This is a genomic window from Sphingobium sp. OAS761 (genome assembly GCF_024168485.1).
Taxonomy (GTDB): Bacteria; Pseudomonadota; Alphaproteobacteria; order Sphingomonadales; family Sphingomonadaceae; genus Sphingobium.
Genome location: NZ_JALJVY010000011.1, coordinates 1 through 25,875 on the forward strand (window position 1 = coordinate 1; position 25,875 = coordinate 25,875).

29 protein-coding genes are annotated in these 25,875 nt (G+C 64.2%); 14 read left to right on the forward strand and 15 right to left on the reverse strand.

Annotated elements, in window-relative coordinates; genetic code table 11:
- Positions 1-95 (reverse strand): hypothetical protein (locus J3E64_RS20720; protein WP_143066723.1); only part of this gene is annotated, 95 nt, incomplete at its 3' end.
- A 162-nt stretch (positions 96-257) separates the two neighbouring features.
- On the opposite strand from J3E64_RS20720, the gene wecB reads away from it, so the two are divergent.
- The 5 genes from wecB (at position 258) to J3E64_RS14975 (ending at position 6,088) form a co-directional block, all read left to right on the forward strand.
- Entirely contained in the window at positions 258-1,370 is a 1,113-nt protein-coding gene (wecB, locus tag J3E64_RS14955; RefSeq protein WP_367398638.1) for a non-hydrolyzing UDP-N-acetylglucosamine 2-epimerase, read from the forward strand.
- A 168-nt stretch (positions 1,371-1,538) separates the two neighbouring features.
- Positions 1,539-1,775 carry a hypothetical protein gene (locus J3E64_RS14960; protein WP_253343837.1) on the forward strand — a complete coding sequence of 79 codons (237 nt, stop codon included), beginning with the start codon at positions 1,539-1,541 and terminating at the stop codon, positions 1,773-1,775.
- 95 nt (positions 1,776-1,870) lie between these two features.
- The gene (wecC, locus tag J3E64_RS14965) at positions 1,871-3,166 is read left to right on the forward strand and encodes a UDP-N-acetyl-D-mannosamine dehydrogenase (protein ID WP_253343838.1); all 1,296 of its coding nucleotides are present in this window, start codon (positions 1,871-1,873) and stop codon (positions 3,164-3,166) included.
- A gap of 115 nt (positions 3,167-3,281) precedes the next feature.
- Positions 3,282-3,989, forward strand: a complete 708-nt coding sequence (locus J3E64_RS14970) for a polysaccharide biosynthesis/export family protein (RefSeq protein ID WP_253343839.1) — start codon at positions 3,282-3,284, stop codon at positions 3,987-3,989.
- Positions 3,990-4,057: 68 nt separating this feature from the next.
- Positions 4,058-6,088: a polysaccharide biosynthesis tyrosine autokinase gene (locus tag J3E64_RS14975; protein WP_253343999.1), complete on the forward strand. Its 2,031-nt coding sequence runs from the start codon at positions 4,058-4,060 to the stop codon at positions 6,086-6,088.
- A 63-nt stretch (positions 6,089-6,151) separates the two neighbouring features.
- Here J3E64_RS14975 and purQ read toward each other — a convergent pair whose 3' ends face one another.
- Positions 6,152-6,826 (reverse strand): phosphoribosylformylglycinamidine synthase subunit PurQ, encoded by a 675-nt coding sequence (gene purQ, locus J3E64_RS14980; RefSeq protein ID WP_253343840.1) that lies wholly within the window; start codon positions 6,824-6,826, stop codon positions 6,152-6,154.
- Between the two features lie 3 nt (positions 6,827-6,829).
- Entirely contained in the window at positions 6,830-7,063 is a 234-nt protein-coding gene (gene purS / locus J3E64_RS14985; protein WP_253343841.1) for a phosphoribosylformylglycinamidine synthase subunit PurS, read from the reverse strand.
- A 157-nt stretch (positions 7,064-7,220) separates the two neighbouring features.
- Between purS and J3E64_RS14990 the strand changes: the two genes are divergently transcribed.
- Entirely contained in the window at positions 7,221-7,370 is a 150-nt protein-coding gene (locus J3E64_RS14990; protein ID WP_253343842.1) for a hypothetical protein, read from the forward strand.
- 35 nt (positions 7,371-7,405) lie between these two features.
- Here J3E64_RS14990 and purC read toward each other — a convergent pair whose 3' ends face one another.
- The 6 genes from purC to J3E64_RS15015 all read right to left on the reverse strand — a co-directional run bounded on the left by purC (position 7,406) and on the right by J3E64_RS15015 (position 12,737).
- Positions 7,406-8,188, reverse strand: a complete 783-nt coding sequence (gene purC, locus J3E64_RS14995; protein ID WP_253343843.1) for a phosphoribosylaminoimidazolesuccinocarboxamide synthase — start codon at positions 8,186-8,188, stop codon at positions 7,406-7,408.
- A 144-nt stretch (positions 8,189-8,332) separates the two neighbouring features.
- Entirely contained in the window at positions 8,333-8,461 is a 129-nt protein-coding gene (locus J3E64_RS20725) for a hypothetical protein (RefSeq protein WP_301287319.1), read from the reverse strand.
- 9 nt (positions 8,462-8,470) lie between these two features.
- The gene (gene otsA / locus J3E64_RS15000) at positions 8,471-9,877 is read right to left on the reverse strand and encodes an alpha,alpha-trehalose-phosphate synthase (UDP-forming) (RefSeq protein WP_253343844.1); all 1,407 of its coding nucleotides are present in this window, start codon (positions 9,875-9,877) and stop codon (positions 8,471-8,473) included.
- Positions 9,874-11,658 (reverse strand): glycoside hydrolase family 15 protein, encoded by a 1,785-nt coding sequence (locus tag J3E64_RS15005; RefSeq protein WP_301287325.1) that lies wholly within the window; start codon positions 11,656-11,658, stop codon positions 9,874-9,876. The genes otsA and J3E64_RS15005 overlap by 4 nt, the downstream gene beginning before the upstream one ends.
- Positions 11,659-11,752: 94 nt before the next feature.
- Positions 11,753-12,517 carry a trehalose-phosphatase gene (gene otsB, locus J3E64_RS15010; RefSeq protein ID WP_253343846.1) on the reverse strand — a complete coding sequence of 255 codons (765 nt, stop codon included), beginning with the start codon at positions 12,515-12,517 and terminating at the stop codon, positions 11,753-11,755.
- 61 nt (positions 12,518-12,578) lie between these two features.
- Positions 12,579-12,737 (reverse strand): hypothetical protein, encoded by a 159-nt coding sequence (locus tag J3E64_RS15015; RefSeq protein ID WP_253343847.1) that lies wholly within the window; start codon positions 12,735-12,737, stop codon positions 12,579-12,581.
- Positions 12,738-12,855: 118 nt separating this feature from the next.
- Here J3E64_RS15015 and gcvA point away from each other — a divergent pair, with 118 nt between their 5' ends.
- The 4 genes from gcvA to J3E64_RS15035 all read left to right on the forward strand — a co-directional run bounded on the left by gcvA (position 12,856) and on the right by J3E64_RS15035 (position 19,296).
- Complete coding sequence (gene gcvA / locus J3E64_RS15020; RefSeq protein ID WP_253343848.1) at positions 12,856-13,791, forward strand: transcriptional regulator GcvA; 936 nt, start codon at positions 12,856-12,858, stop codon at positions 13,789-13,791.
- Positions 13,792-13,897: 106 nt separating this feature from the next.
- On the forward strand, positions 13,898-15,079 hold the full coding sequence (locus J3E64_RS15025; protein ID WP_253343849.1) for a hypothetical protein: 1,182 nt from the start codon (positions 13,898-13,900) through the stop codon (positions 15,077-15,079).
- Positions 15,080-15,211: 132 nt separating this feature from the next.
- Positions 15,212-17,500: a DNA topoisomerase IV subunit A gene (parC, locus tag J3E64_RS15030; protein ID WP_253343850.1), complete on the forward strand. Its 2,289-nt coding sequence runs from the start codon at positions 15,212-15,214 to the stop codon at positions 17,498-17,500.
- A 98-nt stretch (positions 17,501-17,598) separates the two neighbouring features.
- The gene (locus J3E64_RS15035; RefSeq protein WP_253343851.1) at positions 17,599-19,296 is read left to right on the forward strand and encodes a bifunctional diguanylate cyclase/phosphodiesterase; all 1,698 of its coding nucleotides are present in this window, start codon (positions 17,599-17,601) and stop codon (positions 19,294-19,296) included.
- Here the strand turns inward: J3E64_RS15035 and J3E64_RS15040 are convergent.
- The 4 genes from J3E64_RS15040 to J3E64_RS15055 are packed head-to-tail and all read right to left on the reverse strand — an operon-like array spanning position 19,260 to position 22,185.
- Positions 19,260-20,471, reverse strand: coding sequence for a CCA tRNA nucleotidyltransferase (locus J3E64_RS15040; protein WP_253343852.1), 1,212 nt, complete (start codon positions 20,469-20,471; stop codon positions 19,260-19,262). The genes J3E64_RS15035 and J3E64_RS15040 overlap by 37 nt on opposite strands.
- Positions 20,452-21,060 carry a CoA pyrophosphatase gene (locus J3E64_RS15045; RefSeq protein WP_253343853.1) on the reverse strand — a complete coding sequence of 203 codons (609 nt, stop codon included), beginning with the start codon at positions 21,058-21,060 and terminating at the stop codon, positions 20,452-20,454. The genes J3E64_RS15040 and J3E64_RS15045 overlap by 20 nt, the downstream gene beginning before the upstream one ends.
- The gene (locus tag J3E64_RS15050; protein ID WP_253343854.1) at positions 21,057-21,623 is read right to left on the reverse strand and encodes a DUF1285 domain-containing protein; all 567 of its coding nucleotides are present in this window, start codon (positions 21,621-21,623) and stop codon (positions 21,057-21,059) included. Before J3E64_RS15050 ends, J3E64_RS15045 begins: the two co-directional genes overlap by 4 nt.
- Positions 21,624-21,666: 43 nt before the next feature.
- Entirely contained in the window at positions 21,667-22,185 is a 519-nt protein-coding gene (locus tag J3E64_RS15055; RefSeq protein WP_253343855.1) for a GNAT family N-acetyltransferase, read from the reverse strand.
- A 127-nt stretch (positions 22,186-22,312) separates the two neighbouring features.
- Between J3E64_RS15055 and J3E64_RS15060 the strand changes: the two genes are divergently transcribed.
- Positions 22,313-22,696, forward strand: coding sequence for a dihydroneopterin aldolase (locus tag J3E64_RS15060; protein ID WP_253343856.1), 384 nt, complete (start codon positions 22,313-22,315; stop codon positions 22,694-22,696).
- Positions 22,697-22,703: 7 nt separating this feature from the next.
- Here J3E64_RS15060 and J3E64_RS15065 read toward each other — a convergent pair whose 3' ends face one another.
- Positions 22,704-23,651 carry a 2-oxoglutarate and iron-dependent oxygenase domain-containing protein gene (locus J3E64_RS15065; protein WP_253343857.1) on the reverse strand — a complete coding sequence of 316 codons (948 nt, stop codon included), beginning with the start codon at positions 23,649-23,651 and terminating at the stop codon, positions 22,704-22,706.
- A gap of 106 nt (positions 23,652-23,757) precedes the next feature.
- Here J3E64_RS15065 and J3E64_RS15070 point away from each other — a divergent pair, with 106 nt between their 5' ends.
- Both J3E64_RS15070 and J3E64_RS15075 read left to right on the forward strand, forming a co-directional pair.
- Complete coding sequence (locus J3E64_RS15070; RefSeq protein ID WP_253343858.1) at positions 23,758-24,171, forward strand: EVE domain-containing protein; 414 nt, start codon at positions 23,758-23,760, stop codon at positions 24,169-24,171.
- 138 nt (positions 24,172-24,309) lie between these two features.
- Positions 24,310-24,582, forward strand: coding sequence for a hypothetical protein (locus J3E64_RS15075; protein WP_253344000.1), 273 nt, complete (start codon positions 24,310-24,312; stop codon positions 24,580-24,582).
- A 61-nt stretch (positions 24,583-24,643) separates the two neighbouring features.
- Here J3E64_RS15075 and J3E64_RS15080 read toward each other — a convergent pair whose 3' ends face one another.
- Positions 24,644-24,946: a glycine zipper 2TM domain-containing protein gene (locus tag J3E64_RS15080; protein ID WP_253343859.1), complete on the reverse strand. Its 303-nt coding sequence runs from the start codon at positions 24,944-24,946 to the stop codon at positions 24,644-24,646.
- Between the two features lie 120 nt (positions 24,947-25,066).
- Between J3E64_RS15080 and J3E64_RS15085 the strand changes: the two genes are divergently transcribed.
- Positions 25,067-25,519: a cupin domain-containing protein gene (locus J3E64_RS15085; protein WP_253343860.1), complete on the forward strand. Its 453-nt coding sequence runs from the start codon at positions 25,067-25,069 to the stop codon at positions 25,517-25,519.
- Positions 25,520-25,875 lie beyond the last annotated feature (356 nt).

Consider the following 25,875-nt stretch of genomic DNA (forward strand, 5'->3'; position numbering starts at 1 on the left):
TCCTTGTCGACGCACACCACGTCATGACCGAAATCCGCAAAACAGGCCCCCGACACAAGGCCAACATAACCCGTGCCGATCATCGTGATTTTCATGAGTATTACGGCTCCGCAAAATGAATGATGGGTGCGAAAGACGCTCTAGCATAGCTGGTGGACATTACAATTCGCTGCATCGCAGCGAGAAAAAGCGCAAGTCGTTCAATGCCTGTATACCAATTTCTGCCACAGGCTGGTCACGATGAGAAAGGAAGGCATGTGAAGGTAGCGCTGGTATTCGGCACCCGGCCCGAAGCGATCAAGATGTTCCCGGTCGTGCATGCCCTGCGCGCGCGCGCGGGCATCGACACGCGCGTCATCGTGACGGCGCAGCACCGCGGCCTGCTCGATCAGGTGCTGGATATCGCCGGCATCGTGCCGAACATCGACCTCGACGTCATGGTCCCCAACCAGACGCTCGACGGGCTGACTGCCAAGCTGATCGTCGAACTGGGCAAGGCGTTCGACGCCGAAAGGCCCGACCGCATTCTCGTCCATGGCGACACGCTGACGACGATGGTGGCGAGCCTTGCCGCCTATTACCGCAAGATTCCGGTCGGCCATGTCGAGGCGGGGCTGCGGAGCGGCGACATCCACCATCCCTGGCCGGAGGAAGTGAACCGCCGCGTCGTCGCCTGCATCGCCGACATGAATTTCGCCCCGACCCAGGCGGCCGCCGACGCTCTGCGGGCCGAGAACCGGGATCCGGCGAGCATTCACATCACCGGCAACACCGTGATCGACGCGCTGCTGGCGACCCGCGACCGGGTGCTGGCCGATCCGACGCTGGCGAGCGGCCTCGATGACCTCGCTGCGCGCTTCGCGGGCAAACGGATCGTCGCCGTCACCAGCCACAGGCGGGAAAATTTCGGCGGCGGCATGGAAGCGATCGCGCGTTCCATCGCCGACATCGCCGCGAGGCCTGGCGTGGCGGTGATCTTCCCCGTCCACCCCAACCCCAATGTCCGCCCGGTAATGGACGCGGTGCTGGGCGAGCTGCCCAATGTCGCGATGATCGAGCCGCTCGACTATCCCCATTTCGTCCGCCTGCTCGACATGTGCCATCTAGTGCTCACCGACAGCGGCGGCGTGCAGGAAGAAGCCCCCTCGCTGGGCAAGCCCGTGCTGGTGATGCGCGAGACGACCGAACGGCCCGAGGGGGTGGAAGCGGGCACGGCAAAGCTGGTCGGCACGGATCGCGCGCTGATCGTGCGCGAGACGCTGGCGTTGCTGGATGACGAGGACGCGTATGAGGCGATGGCGCGGGCGCATAATCCGTTCGGAGACGGTCGTGCGGCCGAACGGATCGCCGATATCATTGCGGGCGCATAATAAGCGGGACGAGCAAGCGACAAACTGCTAGGGACCAGCCATCGTCGCGAAATTCAGCCTGCAAGCCTTCGCCCCGACCGAGAGACCATCGCGCTCCCGCTTGCCAAGCAAGGAGCGTCCCATGTCCGATTTTTCGACGATAGCCCACGCCATCACAGGCCGTTCACGATGAGCCGCGCCATCAACCTCAGCGCGCCGGTCGCCGATGTGGAGGCGCTGTGCGCCAAGCATAATGTCGCTATCTCGGTCATCGAAAACCTCTCGTCCGGCGGAACCCGCGTTGTCCTCCTCAACCCCGATGGCGCGGAGCGTATCCGGTCGCTGATGAAGGCGAAGATCATCACTACCCCGGTCGTGCGCTCGCCGCTCCACATGGCGCGCCAGCCGCTGCCGCGTTACCGGTAGAAGCCAAGCCGGCGGCTTTGTCGGCGAACATTACCGAAATCTTCAGCATTTCCGGGCAGAAGATCGGCCGAAATATCGGCGATCGAGGATCATCCATGCCCGTAGATTCCAAGCAGAAGGTTTCCGTCATCGGCCTGGGCTATATCGGCCTGCCGACCGCCGCGCTGATCGCGCGCGGCGGTGCGCAGGTGGTGGGCGTGGACGTGTCGGCCCATGTGGTCGAGACGGTGAATTCGGGCCGCGTTCATATCGAGGAGGTCGATCTCGACGGCCTTGTCCAGGGCGTTGTTGCGCGCGGCAATCTGCGCGCGTCGCTGGAGGTCGAGGAAAGCGACGTCTTCATCATCGCCGTGCCGACTCCGGTGGCGGAGGATCGGGCGCCCGACATTTCCTATGTCCTCAAGGCCGCGCGCACCGTCGCCCCGGTGCTGAAGGCCGGCGACACGGTGATCCTCGAATCCACCTCGCCCGTCGGCACGACCGAAGCGATGCGCGATATTTTCGCGGAACTGCGCCCCGATCTGAAGATGCCGGGGCTGGGAGGGCAGGGCGACGTTGCCATCGCCTATTGCCCCGAACGCGTCCTGCCCGGCCGCATCCTCGTTGAACTGATCGACAATGATCGCTGCATCGGCGGCATCACCCCCCGCTGCGCGCGCAAGGCGCTGGGCTTCTATCGCCAGTTCGTGCGCGGGGCCTGCATCACCACCACCGCCCGCGCGGCCGAGATGGTCAAGCTGGTGGAAAACAGCTTCCGCGACGTCAACATCGCGTTCGCCAATGAACTGTCGGTGATCGCCGAGAATATGGACATCGACGTGTGGGAGGTGATCCGCCTCGCCAACCGGCATCCGCGCGTCAATATCCTCAATCCCGGCCCTGGTGTCGGCGGCCACTGCATCGCGGTCGATCCGTGGTTCATCGTCCATGGCGACCCCAAAAATGCGCGCATCATCCGCACCGCGCGCGAGGTGAATGACGGCAAGACCGACCATGTCGTCGCGAAAGCATCCGACCTGATCGACGCATTTGCTGGCGAGGACATCGCCTGCCTCGGCCTCGCCTTCAAGGCGAATATCGACGATTTCCGCGAAAGCCCGGCGGTGAAGGTCGCCGCGCGCCTCGCCCGCCGCTATGGCCGCCGCGTCAAGCTGGTCGAACCCTATGCCCAGGCGCTGCCGATGGAATTCGCCGGCACGGGCGCCGAATTGATCGATCTCGATACGGCACTGGAACAATGCGGCGTCTTCGTCATTCTTGTCGATCATGACATGTTCAAATCGGTTCCCGTCGACGAACGCGCCGGCAAGGCTGTGTACGACACGCGGGGAATCTGGCCGGACCAGCCGCGCCGTCTGGCATCGCCCGCGCCCGATCGGATCGCCGTCTGACCGGCATCATGCCCGCGCGGTTCGTCGCGTGGGCGGTTGCCATGCCGGTGCACCGTCGCTAACCCCCGGCGCGGAGGGCGCTTTCCCGCGCCTGCGAACCGGGGGAAATTGAGGGATGATGGGCAATCGCCGCTCGCGATCCGCAATCGCCGCCCTGTGGCCGGCCTGCCTTCTGGCCGCCTGCTCGACGGTTGAGCAGGCTCCGGCGGGCGAGGCCGCCTATGCGATCGTGCCGCCGCCGCAGGTCCAGGGCACCGATTATCGCCTTTCACCCGACGACGTGGTGCGGATCAGCGTCTTTCACGAACCGGATCTGTCGCTGGAGGATGCGCGCGTGAACGCCGCCGGTGCGATACACATGCCCTTGATCGGGGATGTTCCGGTTGCGGGCTTGTCCGCCGACGACGCTGCCGACGAAATCGCCCGGCGTCTGGGGCGGCGCTATCTCGTATCGCCGCAGGTCACCCTGTTCGTGAAGCAGGCCGTCGGCCGCCGTGTCACGGTGGACGGGGAAGTGCGCCAGCCTGGCCTCTACCCCTTTGACGGACGCCTGACCCTGTCGCAGGCGCTGGCGCTGGCGAAGGGGCCGACCCGCCTTGCCGGATTGGGGCAGGTGGTGGTCGTGCGCTCCATCGAGGGCAGCCGACAAGCCGCGCGCTTCGACCTGGGCGACATTCGCCGGGGTGAGGCGCCCGACCCCGAAATATTGCCTGGCGATCAGGTGATCGTTGGCCTGTCGCGGGCCAAGGCGATATTGGGCGGCGCGCTGCTCGCCGTGCCCGCGCTCGCGACCGGCTTCATCGCTCTGGACGGCGGGCACTGATGGTGGGCGTCGAAAGCTCGGGCGATGGCGCCGACCGGGAGGGTGCCGGCGCGCGCTTCGCGCACGCGATGATCGGCTGGTGGGCGATCCTGCGGCGTAACCGGATCATCCTTTTCGTTACGATGGCGCTGTGCCTGCTGGCGGCGCTGGGCTATATCTTGCTCTCTACCCCCGATTACCGTGCGACGGCATCGGTAGAGGTAGAGGACGTACCGGCCGGCGCTGCAGGGGCGGGGACGCCCGTGCGTTCGCCCGACGACGATGTCGAAACGGTGATGCAGACCGAATTGGAGGTCCTGCGCAGCCGGTCCCTGGCGGAAGATGTCTCCCGCGAACTGGCGCTGGTCGGCAGTCCGACGTTTTTTCAAGGCATGGACGTCAGCCGGCCAAGGCAAGGCAATGGCGGCCTGTCCCAGCGACAGGTCGAGCAGGAACAGGTGATTGGCCTGCTGCGCCATAATCTGGAAGTCGACTTGCCGGGCAAGTCGCGTATCATCCGCATCAGCTTCACCGCCGCCGACCCTACGCTCGCGGCGAGGGTCGCCAACAGCTATGCCGACAGCCTGATCCGATCGGACCTGAAGCGCGGGTTCGAATCCGGTGTGCAGGCGCGCCGTTTCCTGCTGGGTGAACTGGACGGTGCCCGCCGGGACCTGGAACGGGCGGAACGGGACATGGCGGTCTATGCCGCACGAATCGGCGCGGCGGGCGACGGCGGGGAAGGCAAGGCCGATCAATCATCTACCGGGCAGACCATCGAAGCCCGGCTGGCACAGCTCAACGGCTATCGCGCGCAGGCGCTTAGCGAGCGTATCGCGGCGCAAAAGCGCTGGGAAAGCGCCCGCCTAGCCAGCACCGACACATTGCCCGAAGTGCTTAACAACGGTGCGATGCAGGCGCTGATGACGCAACGTGCCGAGGCGCGCGCCGCGATCGTCCAGGAAAGGCAGTTTCGTAAGGACGCGCATCCGGAAATGCGCGAGGCACAGGCCCGGTACGCGGCGCTGGACGATCAGGCGGACCAGATGGCGGCGCGCATCCGCGCATCGCTGAAACAGGAATATGACGTCGCCGTGGACGGCGAAAAGCAGATCGCGTCCGAAATCGCAGATCTGGAGCGACAGGCCCGCACGGCCCGCGGCCGCGACGTTCAACTGGGCATTTATGGACGGACCGTCGACACGTACCGGATGCTGCACGACAGCCTGCTCCAGCGCTATCGTGACATGGCGTCGCAGGCGGGCTTCCAGGCCGGGCGGATCCAGCCGCTCGATCGCGCGGCAGTTCCGGGCAAGCCTTTTTCGCCCAGGGTCGGCGAAGCACTGCTGCTGGCGTCGCTCGGCGGTCTGGTGCTGGGCCTGTTCCTGGTCGCCGCGCGGCATGTCTTCGATGATGCCGTGACATCGGCCGATACGCTGGCGGAACGCGTCAACCTGCCGCTGCTGGGCGCTGTGCCGGTGACCGGCGACAATCCGCAGCCGCCTGACATCTTCATTCCCATCGCGCGCTCGCTGCTGCTTGCCTCGACCGGTGGCCTGCCGCGCTCTATCCTCGTCACCAGCGCGCAGGACGGGGAGGGCAAGTCGCTGACGCTCAATGCCCTGGCGCGGGCGCTGGCCGGATTGGGCAAGCGGGTGCTGGTAATCGACGGCGACATGCGCCGTCCGGTCCAGCATGTCCTCTTCCGCGTCACGCCAGGGCAGGGGATCAGCGAAGTGTTGACCGGTCAGGCGGCAGCCGACGCCGCCATCATGGACACCGGTGTCGCGGGCGTGTCGCTGCTGCCCTGCGGTGCGTTGCCGCCCAATCCGGCCGAATTGCTAGCCACCCCAGCGCTGGATTCGTTGCTGGCGGACACGCGCGACCAGTTCGACACGGTGCTGATCGACGCGCCGCCGTTACTGGGCGTAAGCGACACGCCGCTGCTCGCGGCCCGGGCGCAGGCCAGCCTGATGGTCGTCGAATGGGGCCGCAACCACCATGGCGGCCTGCGCGTCGCCGTGGAGCGGCTGCGTCGCCAGGGTGGCGCTATCATCGGCGCAATCCTGACCAAGCAACAGGGCAGGGCGCTGGATTATGATTACCACCGCGGCGGGTGACGACCGAAGGGGGTAGCTCTCAACAGGACGCGGGCTTCATGCCCGACAGCCTACCCGGGTCGATCAGGCGCGCGCCATCAGCCCTTCGACGAGGCCGTCGAACAGGCGCTTGCCGTCTGTGGCGCCGTGGGCGGGTTCGATTACGCGTTCGGGATGGGGCATCAGGCCCATCACATTGCCGGCCTCGTTCAGGATGCCGGCGATGTTGCGTGCCGACCCATTGACACCCTCGGCGTAGCGCAACGCCACGCGGCCTTCGCCTTCCAGCCGGTCGAGCGTGGCAGCGTCGGCGAAATAATTGCCGTCATGATGGGCGACGGGGAAGGAGATTGTTTCGCCTGCGTCATAGCGGCTGGTGAAGGCACTTTGCGCATTTTCGACCGTCAGCGCGACATCGCGGCATACGAAATGGCCCCCGGCGTTGCGCAGCAGCGCGCCGGGCAGCAGCCCGGTCTCGGTCAGCACCTGAAAGCCGTTGCAGATGCCCAGCACGAACGCGCCGCGCTCGGCCGCCTGCGCCACCGCCTGCATAACCGGCGACCGCGCGGCCATCGCACCCGAACGCAGATAATCGCCATAGGAAAAGCCGCCCGGCACGCCGATCAGGTCGATGTCGGCGGGCAATTCGGTGTCGCGGTGCCAGATCATGGCCGGTTTCGCACCGGTCGCGGCTTCGAACGCCACCGCCAGATCGCGGTCGCAATTGCTGCCCGGAAAGACGATGACGGCGCTCTTCATGCCTCAGCCCACCTTCTCGATGCGGTAATTCTCGATCACCGTGTTGGCCAGCAGCTTGCGGCACATAGCGTCCAGATCCTCGTCGCTGGTGTCGTCGGCAAGGTCCAGTTCGATCAGCTTGCCCGCCCTCACGTCGTTGACGCCGGAAAAGCCGAGGCCGTCGAGTGCGTGATGGATCGCCTTGCCTTGAGGATCGAGAACCCCACCCTTGAGCGTGACGAAGATGCGGGCTTTCATCGGAAACTCCTTGGATCGGCGGTGCCGGCCCTCCGCGCGCGGCGGCGTCGGCTTCGCCGCACCCCCTAGGCGTGGCGCGGCGCGGAGGCAAGCCATTATGATTTTGTTAGTGACTGGGTATTTAATGTTACGATGTCGAATTGGGGAAGTGTCGGGAATGTCGGGGCTGGCGCTCGCGCTGTTTGTCGGATTGTTCGCCTGGGGGCAGCAGGTCGTGGGGTATGACGATCCCCATGGCAAGGTGCAGCTGGCCTTGCTCGCAACCTTCAGTTTCGGCTTGCTGGTCGGCTATCGCGCCAACCGCTGAGCGACGCTCCCGCGGCGGCGGGAGCGCGCACGCCCTTATTCCTTCTCGCGCTTCTTGCGATGGGTGTCGAGGTCGAGCACCGTGGTGTCAAGCCCTTCGGGGAGAAGACCAAGACGACGCGCCACTTCCTGATAGGCTTCGACTTCCCCGCCCAGATCGCGGCGGAAACGGTCCTTGTCCAGCTTCTCGTTGGTCGCCATGTCCCAAAGGCGGCAACCGTCCGGGCTGATCTCGTCGGCCAGGATGACGCGGCTATATTCGCCGTCCCACAGCCGGCCGAATTCCAGCTTGAAGTCGATCAGGCGGATGCCGATGCCGGCGAACAGGCCGCACATGAAGTCGTTGATACGGATCGCCATGTCGGCAATGTCGTGCATCTCGTCCTGGGTCGCCCAGCCGAAGCAGGCGATATGCTCTTCGGACACCAGCGGGTCGCCCAGCGCATCGTCCTTGTAACAATATTCGATCAGCGTGCGGGGCAGTTGCGTGCCTTCCTCGATACCCAGCTTCTTGCTGAGCGATCCGGCAGCGACATTGCGCACCACGACCTCGATCGGCACGATCTCGACCTGGCGGACGAGCTGTTCGCGCATGTTGAGGCGGCGGATGAAGTGGGTCGGAACACCGATTTGGCCGAGCAGGGTGAAGATATGCTCGGATATGCGGTTGTTGAGCACGCCCTTGCCGCTGATCGTGCCCTTCTTCTGCGCGTTGAAGGCGGTGGCGTCATCCTTGAAATACTGGATGATCGTGCCAGGCTCCGGGCCTTCGTAGAGTATCTTTGCCTTGCCTTCGTAGATCTGGCGGCGACGGGCCATGGGCGTTCCTGACTTTCTTCAAAAACAATGCGCCCCGGCAAACGCGAATCGGAAGGGATCAGCGGGTGCCGGGGCTGCTCGGGCTGGCCCATAGAACAAAGTGGGCGGGGGTGCAATTCTCCAGCCCCTGGCATGCGCGGGGCTTTACAGCACGTCACCGAACATCGCCCACAGCAAGGCGAGCCAGCCGATCAGCCCGATCAGCCCTATAATGACGCCGGACCGGGCGCGCAGCGCGGCGGAAAGTCCGCGGGGGGCGTCGTCGTCATCCATGCAAAGCGGCTATCCCTGGGCCGGCGCGGGTTCCGGCGGCGTCTTGTTCCGGTCGACGGCCATGAGCCGCCCGGTGAAACATTGACGCCACCAGCTTATATCCTGGCTTTCGACGCTGTCCATCATGGAGCGCCAGCGCCGGAGGCGTTCGTCCAGAGGCATGGCGAGCGCGCGGGTAATGGCATCGGACATTTCTTCCGGGCTGTAAGGGTTGATCAGCAGCGCGTCCTTGAGCTGGATCGCGGCGCCGGCGAAGCGAGACAGGATCAGCACCCCGGGATCCTCGGGGTCCTGCGCGGCGACATATTCCTTGGCGACCAGGTTCATCCCGTCGCGCAGCGGCGTCACCAGCCCGATCCGCGCCGCACGGTAAATGCCCGCCAGTTCGTCGCGCGGATAGCCCTGGTTGACATAGCGTATCGGCGTCCAGTCGACGTCGCTATATTCGCCGTTGATCCGCCCGGCGAGCGAATCCAGCGTGGCGCGGATCTGCTGGTAGCTTTCCACTTCCCCGCGCGATGGCGGCGCGATCTGCGTCAGCACCACGTTGCGATGATGTTCGGGATGGTCGCGCAGGAATCGCGCGAAACCGCCGAAACGCTCTTCCAGTCCCTTGCTGTAGTCCAGCCGGTCCACGCCGACGATCAGCGCCCGGTCCTGCAACGACGCGCGCACCAGATGGTACATCTTTTGCGCCGTCTCGCTGTCTGCGGCTTCCACGAATTGCTGGGCGTTGATGCCGATCGGGCAGGCGACCGCCTGAATCGTGCGGTCGCCAACGGTCACGAAGTCGCCGTCGACCCGCCCGCCCATTTCCTTTTCCACATAGTGACGGAAGGATTCGAGCCATTCCTCGGTGTGAAAGCCCACGACGTCATAGGCGAACAGGGAACTTACCAGCTTGGTGTGATGCGGCAGCGACACCAGCAGGCGTGTCGGCGGCCAGGGAATGTGCAGGAAGAACCCCATGCGGTTCTTCAATCCCTTGTCGCGCAGCATCTGGCCGAGCGGGATCATGTGATAGTCATGGACCCAGATGATGTCTTCGGGTTCGATCAGGGGCGTGGCGGTGTCGGCGAAGCGACGGTTCACCCGATTATATCCGCCCTCGAAGTCGCGCGCATATTCGGCCAGGTCGATGCGGAAATGGAATAGCGGCCACAATGTCTTGTTGGCGTAGCCGTTATAATATTCGTCGACGTCCTGTTCCTCCAGGTCGATCGTCGCGGTCTTTACCCCGTCATCCTCGGCAAAGCCGATATGGCCGGTGAAGCTGTCCGTCGTCTCGCCCGACCAGCCGACCCAGATGCCGCGGCTCTCACGCAAGGCCTGGGCCAGGGCGACGGCCAGCCCGCCCTGGTTGCCCGCCTTGGTGGGTCGACTGACCCGGTTCGAAATGACGATCAGGCGGCTCATCGCATCATGCTCCATGGTTTGCTCAGCAAGACGGCGCAGTTGATGATGCCGACCAATGAGTAGGTCTGGGGATAATTGCCCCATAATTCCCCGCTTTCGGGGTCGATGTCCTCGGAAAGGAGCCCGGCAGCGGTGCGGCGGGACAGCATCTCCTCGAACAGGGCGCGCGCTTCGTCGCTGCGACCCGTCCTGTGCAGCGCCTCGATCAACCAGAAGGTGCATACGTTGAAGGCCGTCACCGGTTCGCCGAAATCGTCCGGCGCGCTGTAGCGCAGCATGTTGTCCCCGCGCCGCAGATCGGCCTCCAGTGCCGCGAGCGTGCCCATGAACATCGGATCGTCCGCCGCCATGAAACGGAGGTCGAGCAGTTGCAACAGCGAGGCGTCGCGCGAATCATCCTCGAAATTCGCGGAGATGGCGTTGCTGTCCTCGCGCCAGGCTGCCTGCACGATATGCTTGCGCATCGTATCGGCCCGGTTTTGCCAGTAGGCGGCGCGCAACGGCAGGTCGAGCGCGCCCGCGGCATGGGCCAGCCGGTCGCATGCGGCCCAGCACATCACGGCGCTGTAGCTGTGGACATGCGCGCGGGTGCGCAGTTCCCAAAGGCCGGCGTCGGGTTTGTCATAGACTTGCCATGCCCGCTCGCCGACGGCTTCCAGCGCCTCGAAGTCGGCATGGCCCGCCATGCGCAACAGCCGCTGGTCGATAAAGCCCTGCACCGACGACAGCACGATCTGGCCATAGGCATCATGCTGTACCTGCTCATAGGCCGCATTGCCCACCCGCACCGGGCCCATGCCGCGATAACCGGGCAGATGGTCCGCTTCCCATTCGGTCAGCGTCGCATTGCCGCGCACGTCGTAGAGGGGCTGGATATGGCCGCCCTTGGCGCCGTCGACGATATTGCGCAGGTAGACGAGGTAGGTTTCCAGCACGTCGAGCGCGCCGAGCCGGTTCAGCGCTTCGACGGTGTAGTAGGCATCGCGGATCCAGCAGTAGCGATAGTCCCAGTTTCGGCCGGAATCGGCATGTTCGGGGATGGAGGTCGTGAGCGCCGCGACGATCGCGCCGGTTTCCTCATGCTGGCACAGTTTCAGCGTGATGGCGGACCGGATGACCGCCTCCTGCCATTCGGCCGGAATGGCCAGACCGCGTACCCACACGCGCCACTCCTCGATCGTGTCGTCCAGCATCCGTTCGATGGCGGGGCGCAGGGCATCCGAAAAGCCTTCGTCAGGCCCCATGAAGAAATGCATGTCCTGTTCCAGCCGGAACCAGCTTTCCTGTGAGATCAGGCCGATCGGCGCATTGGTCGACACCCGCATCGCCATGTAGGACAATATCATGCGGATATGGTTGGAACCGTATGTGACCGGCACCGTCTCCGCATTCCAACTGGTGGCCGGGCGCAGCTTGACACGGATGCGCGGCGATCCGGCGACGGGCCGCACGATGCGGATGAAGGCGACCGGCCGGTACATCCGACCCTTATGGCGATGACGGGGGCAAAAATCGTAGGTTTCGATGGCATTGCCCTGCGCGTCGCGCTGGCGGGTCACCAATATCGGGGTATTGCGCAGATAATGCTGCTCTATCGCGACGCAGTTTTCCAGTTCGATCGCCCAGAACCCGACTGCATCCGGATCGTCCCATTGCTTGTCGTTCAGCAAGGCCGAAAACACCGGATCGCCGTCGACCCGCGGCACGCAGGCCCACACCATGCGGCCCGCGCGATCGATCAGCGCCGATGCCTGGCAATTACCGATGGGCCAGAGGTCCAGCGTGCTTTTATCGCCCGTGGATACCTGTTCGCTTCTGTCATTGCCGCTGATCGGTCCGTCCCCCCGTTTCTGTCACACAGGCGTGAAGAGCGGATCAGCCAAGCCGGACCGCCCCTTCCGCCAGATAATGCCTGACGTCGGCTACCTGTTCCAAGGCGAAGGCCGCGAATGTGGATCGCGGCGGCCCGACCAATATCCCGCATCCGCCAAGCTGCGTGGCGACCGAAAATCCTTCTTCGTCGGTGACGTCGTCGCCGATGAAGACCGGCGTCCCACCTTGCATCGGCGCGTCGCCCATCAGGCGCTGGACGGCGCTGCCCTTGTCGGCGCCGCCCGGGCGCAGTTCGTAAAGCATCTTGCCCCGCTGGATCGCCAGCCCGTGGCGATCGGCCAGCCGCGTGGCGAGCGTCCCGGCTTCCCCGCTCCATTGGGGTGCCCCGCGGAAATGCAATCCCACGCTGATCGACTTGCGCTCCACCAGTAGACCGGGCTTGTCGTCGACAAAGTCGTGCAACGCCGCCTCGACGGCATCGATCGCGGACAACCGTTGGGGGGCGTCGACGGCCTGGCCAGGCCGTGCGAATTCCAGACCGTGCGTACCCGCCAGGAGGAAATCCGAGAAACCCATGTCGCGCAGCGTTGCAACCGACCTGCCGCTCACGATTGCCAGGCGGCCGGCCAGGCCCGCGCGCAGGCGCGACAGCGTGTCGATCAGCGCGTCGTCGACGACCACCGCATCGGGCGTATCGGCGATCGGCGCCAGCGTACCGTCGAAATCCAGAAATAGCGCGGCTCCGTTCAGAAGCGCGGCCGGAGGGACGGGCAGGTCGGGAAACGGGGAAAGAGCGGATTCAGGCACGGCCCCAACGTGGCGCCTTTGCCCGAATCCGCAACCCCTGAATTTCGCGTTGCAGCAATTTTCAGCCGCGACAGGCCTTGTCCTCGCTCCACGGAGCGGCCCAGCGGATGTCGTTCAGGACGCGGAAGGCATCCATGATCCGGCCCAGCAGGCGGTCGATTTCGGCAGCGACCGCATGATGATGTCCCACCCACATCCGGGCGTCATATTGATCGCGCATCTATGGTCTCCTGATATGTTCCTGCGACTATGCTCGTCGCCCCCCTTCTTTGCGCCAGCGGGCGCCTGATCGCCAACAAAGGCTCGACACAATCCATAAGCTGTAGTTATGATTTGGCATGTCGTCGCCATTGCCGCCCCTAGCCGCCGTCCGTGTTTTCGAAGCAGCGGCGCGCCTCGAAAATTTCACGGCCGCGGCACAGGAATTGGGAATGACCCAGGCCGCCGTCAGCTATCAGGTGAAATTGCTTGAGGAGCGCCTGGGAATAAGCCTGTTCCAACGTAGCGGTCGACGGGTGTCGCTGACCGAACGGGGCGCTGAACTGGCCCCGGTCATCATCCGGGCCTTCGATCAGATGCGGCAGGGCTTCGCCACGCTCAGGCAGGATCATGCCAGCGTGCTGACGATAAGCTGCACCAACAGTTTCGCCCATCTGTGGCTGGCGCCGCGCATCGGCGCTTTCCAGATGCGGCACCCCGCGCTCGCCGTCCGTATCCAGGCCGATGACGACGTCGTCGATCTGGCGCGGGACGGCGTGGATCTGGCAATCCGCGGCGGGCAAGGTGCATGGCCGGGTCTGGAAGCGACGTTGTTGACCCATAACCGTCTGGCGCCGCTGTGCAGCCCGGACTGGCTCGCGCGGCACGGGCCGGTCGATTCTGCGCACGCGCTCCATGCGTCGCCCCGTCTGTCACCTGATGACATGTGGTGGCACGAATGGTTCGCGGCGATGGGCGTGGAAGAGAACCCCGCCGTTGGGCCGCCCGGGATCGCCCTGGATTCTCAGGTGATGGAGGGGCGTGCGGCCATGGCCGGTCAGGGGGTGGCGATCGTCAACCTCTTCCTGTGGAAGGCGGAGGTGGAAGCGGGGCTGCTGGTGGAGGCGATGCCCTCCTATGTCCGCGAGCGGGCGAGCTACTGGATCGTCTATCCGCCCCACGCCCGGAATATAGCGAAGGTCAAGGCGTTCCGGGACTGGATCGCGGACGAGTTCGCCCAAGAGAAGGCGGCCGACGCGGAAGGGCGGTTTCTGCCGCCGGATCGGACGCAATGATGTCGCGAAAGACAATGCAGGTGATTGACATCGCAAGATCGGTGTCCCACGCCCGAATGGAACGGCGACGGTTTCAGCCGGGCAAGGAGACAACTCCAGGGGGCTTATGAATAATCCTGACATCGCGCGCCCGACGCTCATTCTTCATGTCGGGCCGGGCAAGACCGGCACAAGCGCGTTGCAGAAATGGTTGCTCGCCCATCAGCAGCAGTTGCAGAGCGAAGGGATACATTTCCCCGCGCCGGCTAATCCCGAACTGTTCGAAGGCAATTGCAACGACCTGCAATTGTTGCTGCGCCGTCCGGAACGAACGGACGGCGGCGATTATGCCGTCGAAATTCTGGACTGGCTTTCCAAGGCCCGCCAGGAGCTGGATCGTCATTCCGGCAATGTCATGATCGTATCCAACGAAAATCTGGCGAACGCGTCGGAATATCAGCTGGGCTTTCTCAAGCGGCTGGCGCCCGGCTATTTCGACCTGCGGATCATCATGGTGGCGCGCGAACCCTATAGCTGGTTCTGGTCGGCCTGGGGACAGGGGGTCAAGCGTGCGGGCGTGCGCGAGGAGTTCGGCCCCTATGTCCGGCGCAGCATGGACGATTATGCCAAGGCCTATCGGCCCTATCTAAATGTCTTCGACGACCTGTGGATGCTGGAATATAGCCGCGACCGGCTGGTGGCTGATTTTGCACGCCTGCTCTGTCTGGACCCGGAACGCTACAACACCGCGGATGCCGGCAAGGAGACCGTGAACCGTTCCATGACGCGGGAGGAGCTGGAAATATTGATCAGCGTTAACCGCGTGCTGCGGGACGGGGCGCTGAGCGGCAGGATTTCCAACTATATGATCCGGTCGATGCCCGACGCAAAGGGGCATATGGTCGTCTATCCCGACCTGCGCGAAGAGATCGAGCAGGCCGCCGGGCCGGTATTGGAACGGCTGCGCGCCTTCCTGCCCGGGTGCGGGCGCCTGCCCGATCCGACCCCGGGCGCATCGGAGGCTGCCGACAGTGAGACGATTTCCCTCGACCGGCAATTGCTGGAACATGTCCTGCTGGCGGTGCGGGCCGAGGACGCCAGCGAGCGGCGCTTCAAGAAACTGCGCCACATGCTGATGCAGCCGCCCGAGGAAGCGCGCTATCCCGGCCAGTTGCCGGCCGATTTCAGCGCCGTCGACTATCTGCTGCTCAATCAGGACGTGTTGCGTGCGGATCTCGACCCGATTGAGCATTTCCTGAACTACGGCCGGCATGAAGGGCGCAATTACGCCCGCAACAGGGGGGAATAGCGCCATCTCCTCACTGTTTCGAAAAAATCTATTGATACAGTAGACAAATATGGGTCGAGGCGCAAAATCTAGGAACTGGGATCGCTCTAAACCCCGTTTCCGTTTCGTGCCCGGACTGCTATCCCGTTCGGGATGACCGATTTCCGCGATCCGTTCGACGCCATCAAGGACCACCCCTTCGACGAGGCGCTCTCGCAGCGCTATCTTGTCTATGCCCTGTCGACCATCACGGCCCGGTCGCTGCCGGACCTGCGCGACGGGCTGAAGCCGGTCCATCGCCGCCTGCTCTGGGCGATGCGATTGCTGCGCATGGAACCGGGCGGGGCAAATCCGGACATTCTGGTCGCCGATCCCGCGCGCAACACCACCTCCTACAAGAAATGCGCGCGCGTCGTCGGTGACGTGATCGGCAAATATCATCCCCATGGCGATTCGTCGGTCTATGACGCCATGGTGCGGCTGGCGCAGGACTTTTCGCTGCGCACGCCGCTGGTCGATGGCCAGGGCAATTTCGGCAATATCGACGGCGATAATGCGGCCGCCATGCGCTATACCGAGGCGCGACTGACGCAGGCGGCGGCCGACCTGATGGCGGGTCTGGACGAAGGCACGGTCGATTTTCGTCCCACCTATAATGGCGAGGATGAGGAGCCGGAGGTCTTTCCCGGCCTGTTTCCCAATCTGCTCGCCAATGGTGCCAGCGGCATCGCGGTCGGCATGGCGACCAGCATCCCGCCCCATAATGTCGCGGAACTGATTGATGCCGCGGGCCTGCTGATCGACGAACCCGATGCCGACCACACCGCGCTGATGCGGATCGTGCAGGGGCCTGACTTCCCCACCGGCGGCGTGCTGGTCGACAGCCCGTCCATCATCGCGGAAGCCTATGCGACCGGGCGGGGGTCGTTCCGCACGCGCGCGCGTTGGCACAAGGAGGATGGCGGGCGCGGCACCTGGGTCGCGGTGGTCACGCAAATTCCGTATCAGGTGCAGAAATCCAAGCTGATCGAGCAGATCGCCATGCTCATCAACGACAAGAAACTGCCGATCCTGGCGGATGTCCGCGACGAATCCGATGCCGAAATCCGCATCGTGCTGGAACCGCGTGCCCGGACGGTCGACGAAGGCGTGCTGATGGACAGCCTGTTCCGCCTCACCGACCTGGAAAACCGCTTCCCGCTCAATCTGAACGTCCTCGATGCGAGCCACACGCCGCGGGTGATGGGTCTGCGGGCCGTGCTTGTCGAATGGCTGCGGCACCAGATCGACGTGCTGATCCGGCGGGCGCGGCACCGGCTGGACAAGATCGCGGCGCGGCTGGAACTGCTCGACGGCTATATCATCGCCTATTTGAACCTCGACCGGGTTATAGAGATCATCCGTACGGAGGATGAGCCCAAGGCCGTGATGATGGCCGAATTCCGGCTGACCGATCGTCAGGCGGAAGCGATCCTCAACATGCGCCTGCGTTCGCTGCGCAGGTTGGAGGAAATGGAACTGCGGCGCGAACATGCCGATCTGGTCAAGGAAAAGGACGAGCTGGAAAAGCTGGTCGACAGCCCCGCTCGCCAGCGCACCCGCCTGAAGAAGGATCTGGCGGCGCTGCGCAAGCGCTACGGTCCGGAGACCGACATCGGGCGGCGCCGCACGCTGGTCGAAGAAGCCGCACCCGCTCGCGAAATTCCGCTGGAAGCGATGATCGAGCGCGAGCCGATCACGGTGATTCTTTCCGAAAGAGGCTGGATTCGCGCGATGAGCGGCCATCGTGACCTGGCGGCCGCGGATACGCTCAAGTTCAAGGAAGGGGACGGTCCGCAATTCGCCTTTCATGCGTACACGACGGACAAGCTGTTGCTGGCGACGTCTTCCGGCCGGATTTTCACGCTGGCGTCGGACAAGCTGCCGGGCGGGCGGGGCTTTGGCGATCCCGTCCGGTCGCTGGTGGACATGGACAATGAAGGCGCGATCATTGCCCTGCTGCCAGCGCGCGGCGGCGGCGAGTTGCTGCTTGCATCGTCGGACGGGCGCGGATTCATCGCGGCGGTCGCTGACATCATGGCGGAAACGCGCAAGGGGAAACAGGTCGTCAATATCCGCGCGGGCGCGCGACTTGCCGTGGTTCATCCGATTTCGCCCGAAGCGGACAGCATCGCAGTGATCGGCGAGAACCGGAAGCTGCTGGTCTTCGCGATGGCGGAAATGCCCAGAATGGCGCGCGGGCAGGGCGTCCAGCTGCAACGCTACCGCGACGGCGGCCTGTCGGATGCCATGGCATTTCGTCTGGCCGACGGGATCAGTTGGACCATGGGCGGCGATTCCGGGCGGGTGCGCACGGAATCGGACATGACGCCATGGAAGGTCGCCCGGGGTGCGGCGGGGCGGATGCCGCCCGTCGGCTTCCCGAGGGATAATCGTTTCTGATCAATCGCTGATCCAAACGCGTTTCCGGAAAATTTACCGCTTCACGATAGGGCGGTCCTATGGAATCCGCTTCGGCCCAGATCTGGCCAGCCAGAAACATGTCCGATGCCCTCGCGCTTGAGGGGGATGACGCGTATCTGGCGCAGGTCGCCGGGATCGATCAATGGCTGAACGCATTGCCCCAGGCAGCGGCGATCCTGAGTGTCTTTGACGACCAGTTCCATCTGCTGAGGCATAATCCCCGCTTTTCGGAAGCGCTTCACGCTGCGCCGGCCAATGCACTGCTGGAGCAGTGCGCCGACCGCCTGCGGCAATCCATCGTCCAGGGTATAGAATCGAGCAGTTTCGAAATGCGGCGCGACGGCCGCCTGGGTCCGGAATATTTCACCTGCACGGCGGGCCGACTCGGTTCAGCCGAAGGACGGGATTATTATCTGTTCACGATCAGCGATCGGACCAACGAGCGCACGATCGAGAAGAATCTTCGGCGGGAACTGCTGTCGGACGGTTTGACCGCGCTGCCCAATCGCACGGGCTTCGGCGAGGAAATCGACGACAGGCTGCGCAACAGCCACTGGCCCGACAACGCCCAGTTCGGCATCCTCGCCATCGATCTGAGCCGGTTCAGCCGGGTCAATGAATCGCTGGGTCCGATGGCCGGCGACGAATTGCTGATCACGGTCGCGAAGCGACTGAAATCCTGTTTGCGGCAGGGCGACGTTCTGGCCCGGATCGGTGGCAATGACTTCGCGATCTTTGCCCGATTGAACAATGGTTTGTCGGACATCCTTCATATCGTTCAGCGAATCGACGAGGCGCTTAGCTCGCCGATCCGTCTGAGCGACCTGCAAATCCGGGTCGATTGCGCCATCGGGTGCGCGCTTTCGATCGATCTGAAGGAAGATCCTGACGATGTGGTTCGCAAGGCGCAGGCGGCCGTCAAGATCGCAAAGCAGAGCGGTAAGGTCGAAATCTACCGCAACGGCGTTCTGAAGGAAGCCCAACGCCGCTTTTCGATCGAAAGCCGGCTGCGCGATGTCCTGGCGCAGGGCGGGCTGACGCTGGCCTACCAGCCGCTCATTCATCTCCAGACCGGCGAGATCACCGGGTTTGAGGCGCTGGCGCGCTGGCACGACGAGGAATTGGGCAATGTCTGGCCGTCCGAATTTATCGCTGTCGCGGAAGAAAGCGGTCTCATAACGTCGCTCGGCCGGTGGGCGGCCTATGAAGCCGCACAGGCGCTCAGTCGCTGGGACGCGAAATTTGGCCAGGCGCTGCCGGTCAGCGTCAACGTGAACCTGTCGCCGATTCAGATGGCCCGCGACGATGTCGCATCGGTGTTCGAAGAGGCGTTGCGCTATTCCGGGGTGGCCGGCAACCGCCTGACCGCCGAACTCACGGAAAGCGCGATCATCGCCGACCCGGAAAAGGCCCGCAAGCTGCTGTTCGCGCTCAAGGACCTGGACATGGCAATCGCGATGGACGATTTCGGCACCGGCTTTTCCAACCTCGCCAGCCTGCACAGCCTGCCGATCGACATTCTCAAGATAGACCGCAGCTTCGTGTCGTCCATGCTGGGCGATCATGACAAGGCGGTCATCGTCCGCACCATCCTCTCGCTCGCCGAATCGCTTAACCTGCGCGTGACGGCTGAAGGCATTGAAACACAGGAACTGGCGCACAAGCTGCAAGCGATGGGATGCTGGCAGGGGCAGGGCTATTATTTCGCCCGGCCGATGAGCGAAGCGGATGCCTATGATTACTGGCGCGCGCGCTGGAATTTCGAAACCGTCTGATCGGCGATCTCGCTGATCCGGCCGTCGCCGGGAAAATCCTCCGCGACCCATTGGGCCTCGACCGCCTGCAAGGCCTTCGCCACATCGGGACCCGCGGGCAGCCCCCTGGCGATCAGCGCTCCGCCACCGATCGACAGTCGGGGCGGCGTCCAGTCCCGGATCTGCCGCACGACATCGGGGGCGACATCCCGATCCAGCAGCAGCCGGTCGATCGCGCTTTCGACTCCGACCCGATAGGCGAGCGCGCGCGCATTGTGGGGCGGCGGCGTGGTTCCCAGCGCCGCAACGAGCCGCTTGCGTGCCTTGTTCGACAGTTTGAGCCGGGCGCCGACCTGTTCCGCCAGTGTCGTGTCGGGCGGCAGCAGCGCGGCAAGCCGTCGTAGCGCGGACGGTTGCGTCTCCGCTTCGGCTTCGCGCGCTATCACCCTCTCGACGCGCGCGACGCCCTGCATATCCACTTCGGGAAGCACGGGTTTGAGAATATCGCCGTCCACCATCAGGCGCAGCGCCTTTACGGGGTCTGCGACGCCCAGCAGCTTCAGCAGTTCATCGGCAATCCGCTCGCGCGACAGGGCCATCAGGCTCGTCGCACCCGCGCGACAGGCGTCATACGCTTCCCCGTCCACGGCATCGTCGCCATAGCGCGCCAGAAACCGGAAATAGCGCAGGATGCGCAGATGGTCCTCGGCGATACGCTCACGGGCATCGCCGATAAAGCGCAGCCGCCGCGCATTCAGGTCGTCCACGCCACCGAAATAGTCGAACACCGCGCCGCTGACCGGGTCGGCATACAGGGCGTTGATCGTGAAATCCCGCCGGGCGGCATCCTCGCGCCAGTCGTCGGTATAGGCGATCGTCGCGCGTCGCCCGTCGGTGCTCACGTCCCGGCGCAGCGTCGTCACTTCCACCGGCCAGCCCGCTATCACGGCCGTTACCGTGCCATGATCGATGCCGGTCGGCACGACCTTGATCTCGGAAGCCCGCAATCGTTCCACGACCATGGCGGGAAACAGGGTGGTCGCAACGTCCAGATCGTTGACCGGCAGGCCCAGCAGCGTGTCCCTCACCGCGCCGCCGACGAAGCGTACCATGCCGTCCGCCGCACCGAGCGCGTCGAGCAGGGCGTCCAGGCCGGGACGGTTGCGCCAGGCGGCGTCAGGCAGGTTGACGGTCATGGCCCAGCCTGCGCGAGAGATTGGCGATGATGGCCGCGGTGATGCCCCAGATACGGCGGCCTTCCCATGGAATCTCGTAATAATGGCGGATGGCGCCGTCATATTCCACATCGTGCCGGATGCGGTTGGCCGGATCGAGCACGAAATCCAGCGGCACTTCGAACCAGTCTGCGACTTCGCTTTCCTGCGCCATCAGCGGCAGGTCGGGGGGGATCACCGCCAGTACCGGCACGATGTCGAAGCCGGTGAAGGTATGATAGCGATCGGTCACGCCGATTATGTCCGCGCGGTCGGGCGGCAGCGCTATTTCCTCCTGCGCCTCGCGCAGGGCGCCGGCAATCTCGTCGACGTCGGTCGGGTCGACCCGCCCGCCGGGAAAGGCGATCTGTCCTGCATGCTTGCGCAATCGCGAGGATCGCTGGGTCAGGATCAGGCCCGGTTCCGGACGTTCCGTCACCGCCATCAGAACTGCCGCCGGCGCCAGCGTCATGGGGCCGGCGATGCGCGGATCGCGGGTTTCGGCAAGTTCCAGAGCGCCGCGCCGATGTCCTTCGTCCAGCGCGGCGCGCAACCGCTGCGCCAGAGTCATGACTCTCCGTCCAGCGGGAAGAAGGCACCGTTGCTCCACAGCCCGATCTGTTCTCCGCCCTCGTCCAGCGCCAGGTTCATCAACTCATAATAGACGCTGCGGTTGACCAGTGCCTCCAGCCCGCGCCGGACATGCAGATAGGGGTGGGGCCCGTCCGGCGTCTCGCGCACCCATATCTCATGGTCGGGACCAGCGGCGATCAGGTCGCCGCTATTCAGGCGGAACGCCAGCGCCCGCTGCCGCCCATGGCCCTCGCTCTTCAGTTCCACCGCGACGAACGGGGCATCCTCCACCGCAATGCTCAGCTTCTCGACGGGAGTCACGAGGACATGGCTGCCATCGGGTTCGCGGCGCAGGATCGTGGAGAACAGGCGCACCATCGCCTCCCGCCCGATCGGCGACCCCTGATGAAACCAGGTGCCGTCGCGGGCGATCCGCATGTCGCTGTCGCCGCAATGGTCGGGGTTCCACTGTTCGACGGGCGGCAGCCTTTTTTCCTCGGCCAGCCGCGCGATGTCGGCCAGCGACAGGTCGGTCAGGTCAGGCGGCGGCTGCATCGGCATGGGGCGGAGATAGGGCGCCGAAGCTCAAAGGCAAAGGGGTAATTCAGGCGGAGACAGCGATGCGCGGTCCCAGCATGCCGGTTCCTCCGATCGACCGGCCGTCGACCGACAGCGCCAGCAGCCGCCGTTTCTCGAATGGACCGGGCGCATCCCATCCCCAGGTATCACCCGCGCCGAAACCCCAGAAGCGGCCATAATATTCCGGATCGCCGATCATCATCAGCGGTTCGGTGGCCCGCGCCCGCGCGGTTGCCACAACAGCGTCCATCATCGCCCGCCCATGGCCGCCCATCTGGCGGTCGGGCAGAACGGCGACCGGTCCGACCATGATCAGCGGCATCCGTGCCCCATCCTCCAGCACCAGCGCCACAGGCCAGCTTTGCAGCGTGCCGATCAGCCCGCCATCCTCGTCAAGCGCCGCGAACGACAATTCGGGCAGCCAGGACATGCCGTCGCGGATGGCATAGGCGGTGCGGCCATGGCGATCCGGCCCGAAAGCCGCGTCGAGCACCCGCTCGATCGCCGCGTCGGGCTGGCTGTCCAGGGGCACAATCATAGACATGTCTTGCCGATCCGCCTGCAATGGCGCATGGACCGCGCCGGAAGCGGCGGGCTTTAGCGCCCGCCTCGCAAAATGAAAGACTAAACTCGCCCGGCCTGCGGACAGGTCCGGCAGATGATGGCGACCTATGCACGACGCTTTTGACGATTTCCTGACGTTGGAGGTCAACAATCTCCACGTCGATGTGCTCACCGGGATCTATTCGGAGGAAACCCACCTTCCGCAACCGCTGCGCATTTCCATCCGGGCGCGGCTCCGGATCGACGATCATTACGACCCGTCGGCGCCGCTGTCCCGGTCGAAAAACTACATGGACCTCAAACATGCGGCGACTACCGCTTTGCCGGAAGGGCAGCATTTCACCCTGATCGAGGCGGTGGCCGATCATATCGTCGACACCATCTTCCTTCAGGACGACAAGGTCAGCCATGTCGAGGTAAAGATCGTCAAGCTCGCCCTGTCCGAACGGGGCGAGGAAATCGGCATCACGCTCGGCCGGGCGCGGCGCTGACCGCGCCTCATTCCCGCTTGATCAGCCCGATCTCGATCAGCCTTTCGGTCAGGTAATCATGCGCCGTGATCGGAGGATCGCGGCGCGGATTTTCCGCCGTGACGCACTGGGGCAGCGCGTCGATCAGGAAATCGGGCCGCAGGTGCAGGAAGAAGGGCATGGAATAGCGTGACCGCCCCCGGCGTTCGGGCGGCGGGTTGACGACGCGATGGCTGGTGGACGGCAGGACGTGGTTGGTCAGCCGCTGGAGCATGTCGCCCACATTGATGGCCAGCGCCCCGGGCGGCGGCACCACCGGCAGCCAGTTGCCGCTGCGGTCCTTGAGTTCCAGCCCGCCTTCCTCCGCCCCCAGCAGCAGCGTGATCAGGTTGATATCCTCATGTGCGCCCGCGCGGATGCCCGGCGCTGCGGGCGATACCGGCGGATAATGCAGCAGCCGCAGGATCGAGTTGCCGTCCCTTACCGGCGCGTCGAACCAGCGTTCGGGCAGTCCCAGATAGAGTGCGATAGCCGACAGCAATTCTCCGCCCACGCGGTCGAACTCGCGGTAGAGGGGCGCGAACACCGATTCGAACCCGGGCAGTTCCTCGGGCCATATATTAGGCGGCATCGTCGCGGCGAGCGGGTCTCCGGGGGCCAGGTCGCGCCCGACATGCCAGAATTCCTTGAGGTCGTTCTCGCTGGCCCCCTTGGCGATCTCGACGCCGAAGGCGGTATAGCCGCGCTGACCGCCGTTGAATTTGGCGTCATAGCGCGTCTTCGTGGCGACCGGCAGGTCAAAGAAGCGCCGCGCCATCGCCCATCCTTCGTCGATCAGCGCCTCGTCCATGCCATGGTCGCGCACCATGGCAAAGCCGAAACGCTGGAAGGATTGGCCGAACGCGACCGCGAAATCCCGCTTTTCCATTCCCGCCATGGACAGGACGGGCACCTGTTCCAGCACTGATTGCGACACGTTGCATTCTCCGAAAATCGTCAAGTCCCTTGCCCCCGCGCATATGGGGACGGCCAGTTCTGTTCTCATCCTTGATCGCGTCGAGGCGCTGTTGCAAGGAGGCGGGATGAACTACTGGCTGATGAAATCGGAACCCGATGTCTTTTCCTACGACGATCTGGTCGAAAAAGGGAAAGCGGAATGGGACGGCGTGCGCAACCACGCGGCGCAGGGACATATGCGGGCAATGCGCAAGGGCGACGAGGCGCTGTTCTATCACAGCAATATCGGCGTCGAGGCGGTAGGCATCATGACCATCGTAGAGGAAGCGGCGCCCGACAGCACGGACGAGAGCGGCAAGTGGATCGCGGTCCATGTCGCGCCGAAGGAAAAGCTGGATCGGCCGGTCACGCTCAAGGCGATGAAGGCCGATGCCGCTCTGGCGGACATGGTGATGCTGCGTCAGTCGCGCCTGTCCGTGTCCCCCCTGACCCGGGCACAGTTCGATCACATCGTCGCTTTGTCGAAGGCGACATCCTGAAGGGCGATTGCGCGCGGTGCAACCGTGCCGACGCTCTTTGCGATTGAGGCATTGCCGCACTGCAACATAAAAGGGTGTCAACAAAACAGAAGATACAGAGGTGTTTGATCGGCATTCACAAGGAGTAAACCCATGCGAATGCTGTCCAAGTTTGTCATCGCCGGCGCCCTGAGCGCCATCGCCGTCACCGCCGCCCACGCCGAGGATGCGCCCAAGCAGCGCTTCTCGCACGAAGGCTACACCTATGTGTATGAGGTGAAGGACACGAAGAGCGGCAAGCTTATTTCTGGCCGCCGCTACCCCGACGCCGTTGCGTTCAACCTGGCTGTCAAGAATGGCAAGGTTTCGGGCACGTCGGGTGGTCAGCAGGTGACGTTCGATGTCGAAGAGGCGCGCGGCGCCGCCAACTGATCATCGATCCGGTTCGATAAAAAGGGCGGCATCCACACCGGATGCCGCCCTTTTTCGATGATCAGCGGCAGCGACGCTTGCTGTCGATTTCCTTGCCGAGCAGTGCACCGCCGGCTGCGCCCAGGATCGTGCCGGTGGCGCGATCGCCATGGGTATCGATGGCCCGACCGACGAGAGCACCGCCGACGCCGCCGATGATCAGGCCGGTCGTGCCGTCGGATTTCCGGCAATAAGTGCGGCCGTCGCGGCCACGCCATTCCTTGTAGCGATAATGTTTCCGGGCCTGGGCGCCGTCCGTGGGCACGGCCATGGACACGGGGATGGCCAGCGAGACGGCCGCGGCCGCGAGCAGAATGTTACGCATGAAATCTCCTCCATTTGCGTGACTTGGTGCATCAACCAGCCTAGGTTGATCCAGGTTGCATGAACCTGCGGCAACAAAATAAGCGCTTGTTTCTAAATCCATATTTTTCAGGGTGGAGCGATGCACGGAGACGACGAACGGGCGGGAAGGGCGTTGATAGACGCGCTCGCGCTGTCGCCCCATCCCGAAGGCGGCTGGTATCGCGAGACATGGCGGGCGGCGGCGCGGCCAGGGGAACGGGCGGCGGGGACCGCCATTCTGTTCCTGCTCGAATCGCATCAACGGTCGCACTGGCACCGGGTCGACGCGGACGAGATCTGGTTCTGGCACGCAGGGGCGCCTTTGCGACTGGACATGGCCGCGCGGCCCGCCGCGCCCCTGCAATCCCTTCTGCTCGGGCCAGACGTGCCGGGGGGGCAGTCGCCGCAGCTGCGCGTGCCCGCCAATCATTGGCAGGCAGCCTTGCCGCAGGGCGGATGGACGCTGGTCAGTTGCACGGTCACGCCCGGTTTCGAATTTGCCGGTTTTACGCTGGCACCCCAGGGATGGTCCCCGGGCGAGGGCATGGATTGAGGACTTATCCACATTTATCCACAGATTTGCCGTATCTCATGTCTCCAAAGCGTCAGATTTCGCTTTGTGCGACTCGGGAATGGTGAGACCATCCATCTATCGAGACGACGGAAAATCATCTGATGATTTTCCATAAAATACTGATAAAACAGTATTTTTAGTATCGATGGTCGGGCGGTCATGCCGTGTTCGCAAGAATGTGGCAGGGGCGCCGGACGGGTCTACGGACACCATGCCGGGTACGCGCGAAAGTGAACGTCGGGCATGGAACACCGGATGACCAGCCCCGGGATGGCGGCCCTTGGCCAAGACCCGGAGCTTGACCCGAGAGGTGTTTCCGTCCCGGGAACGCCGCG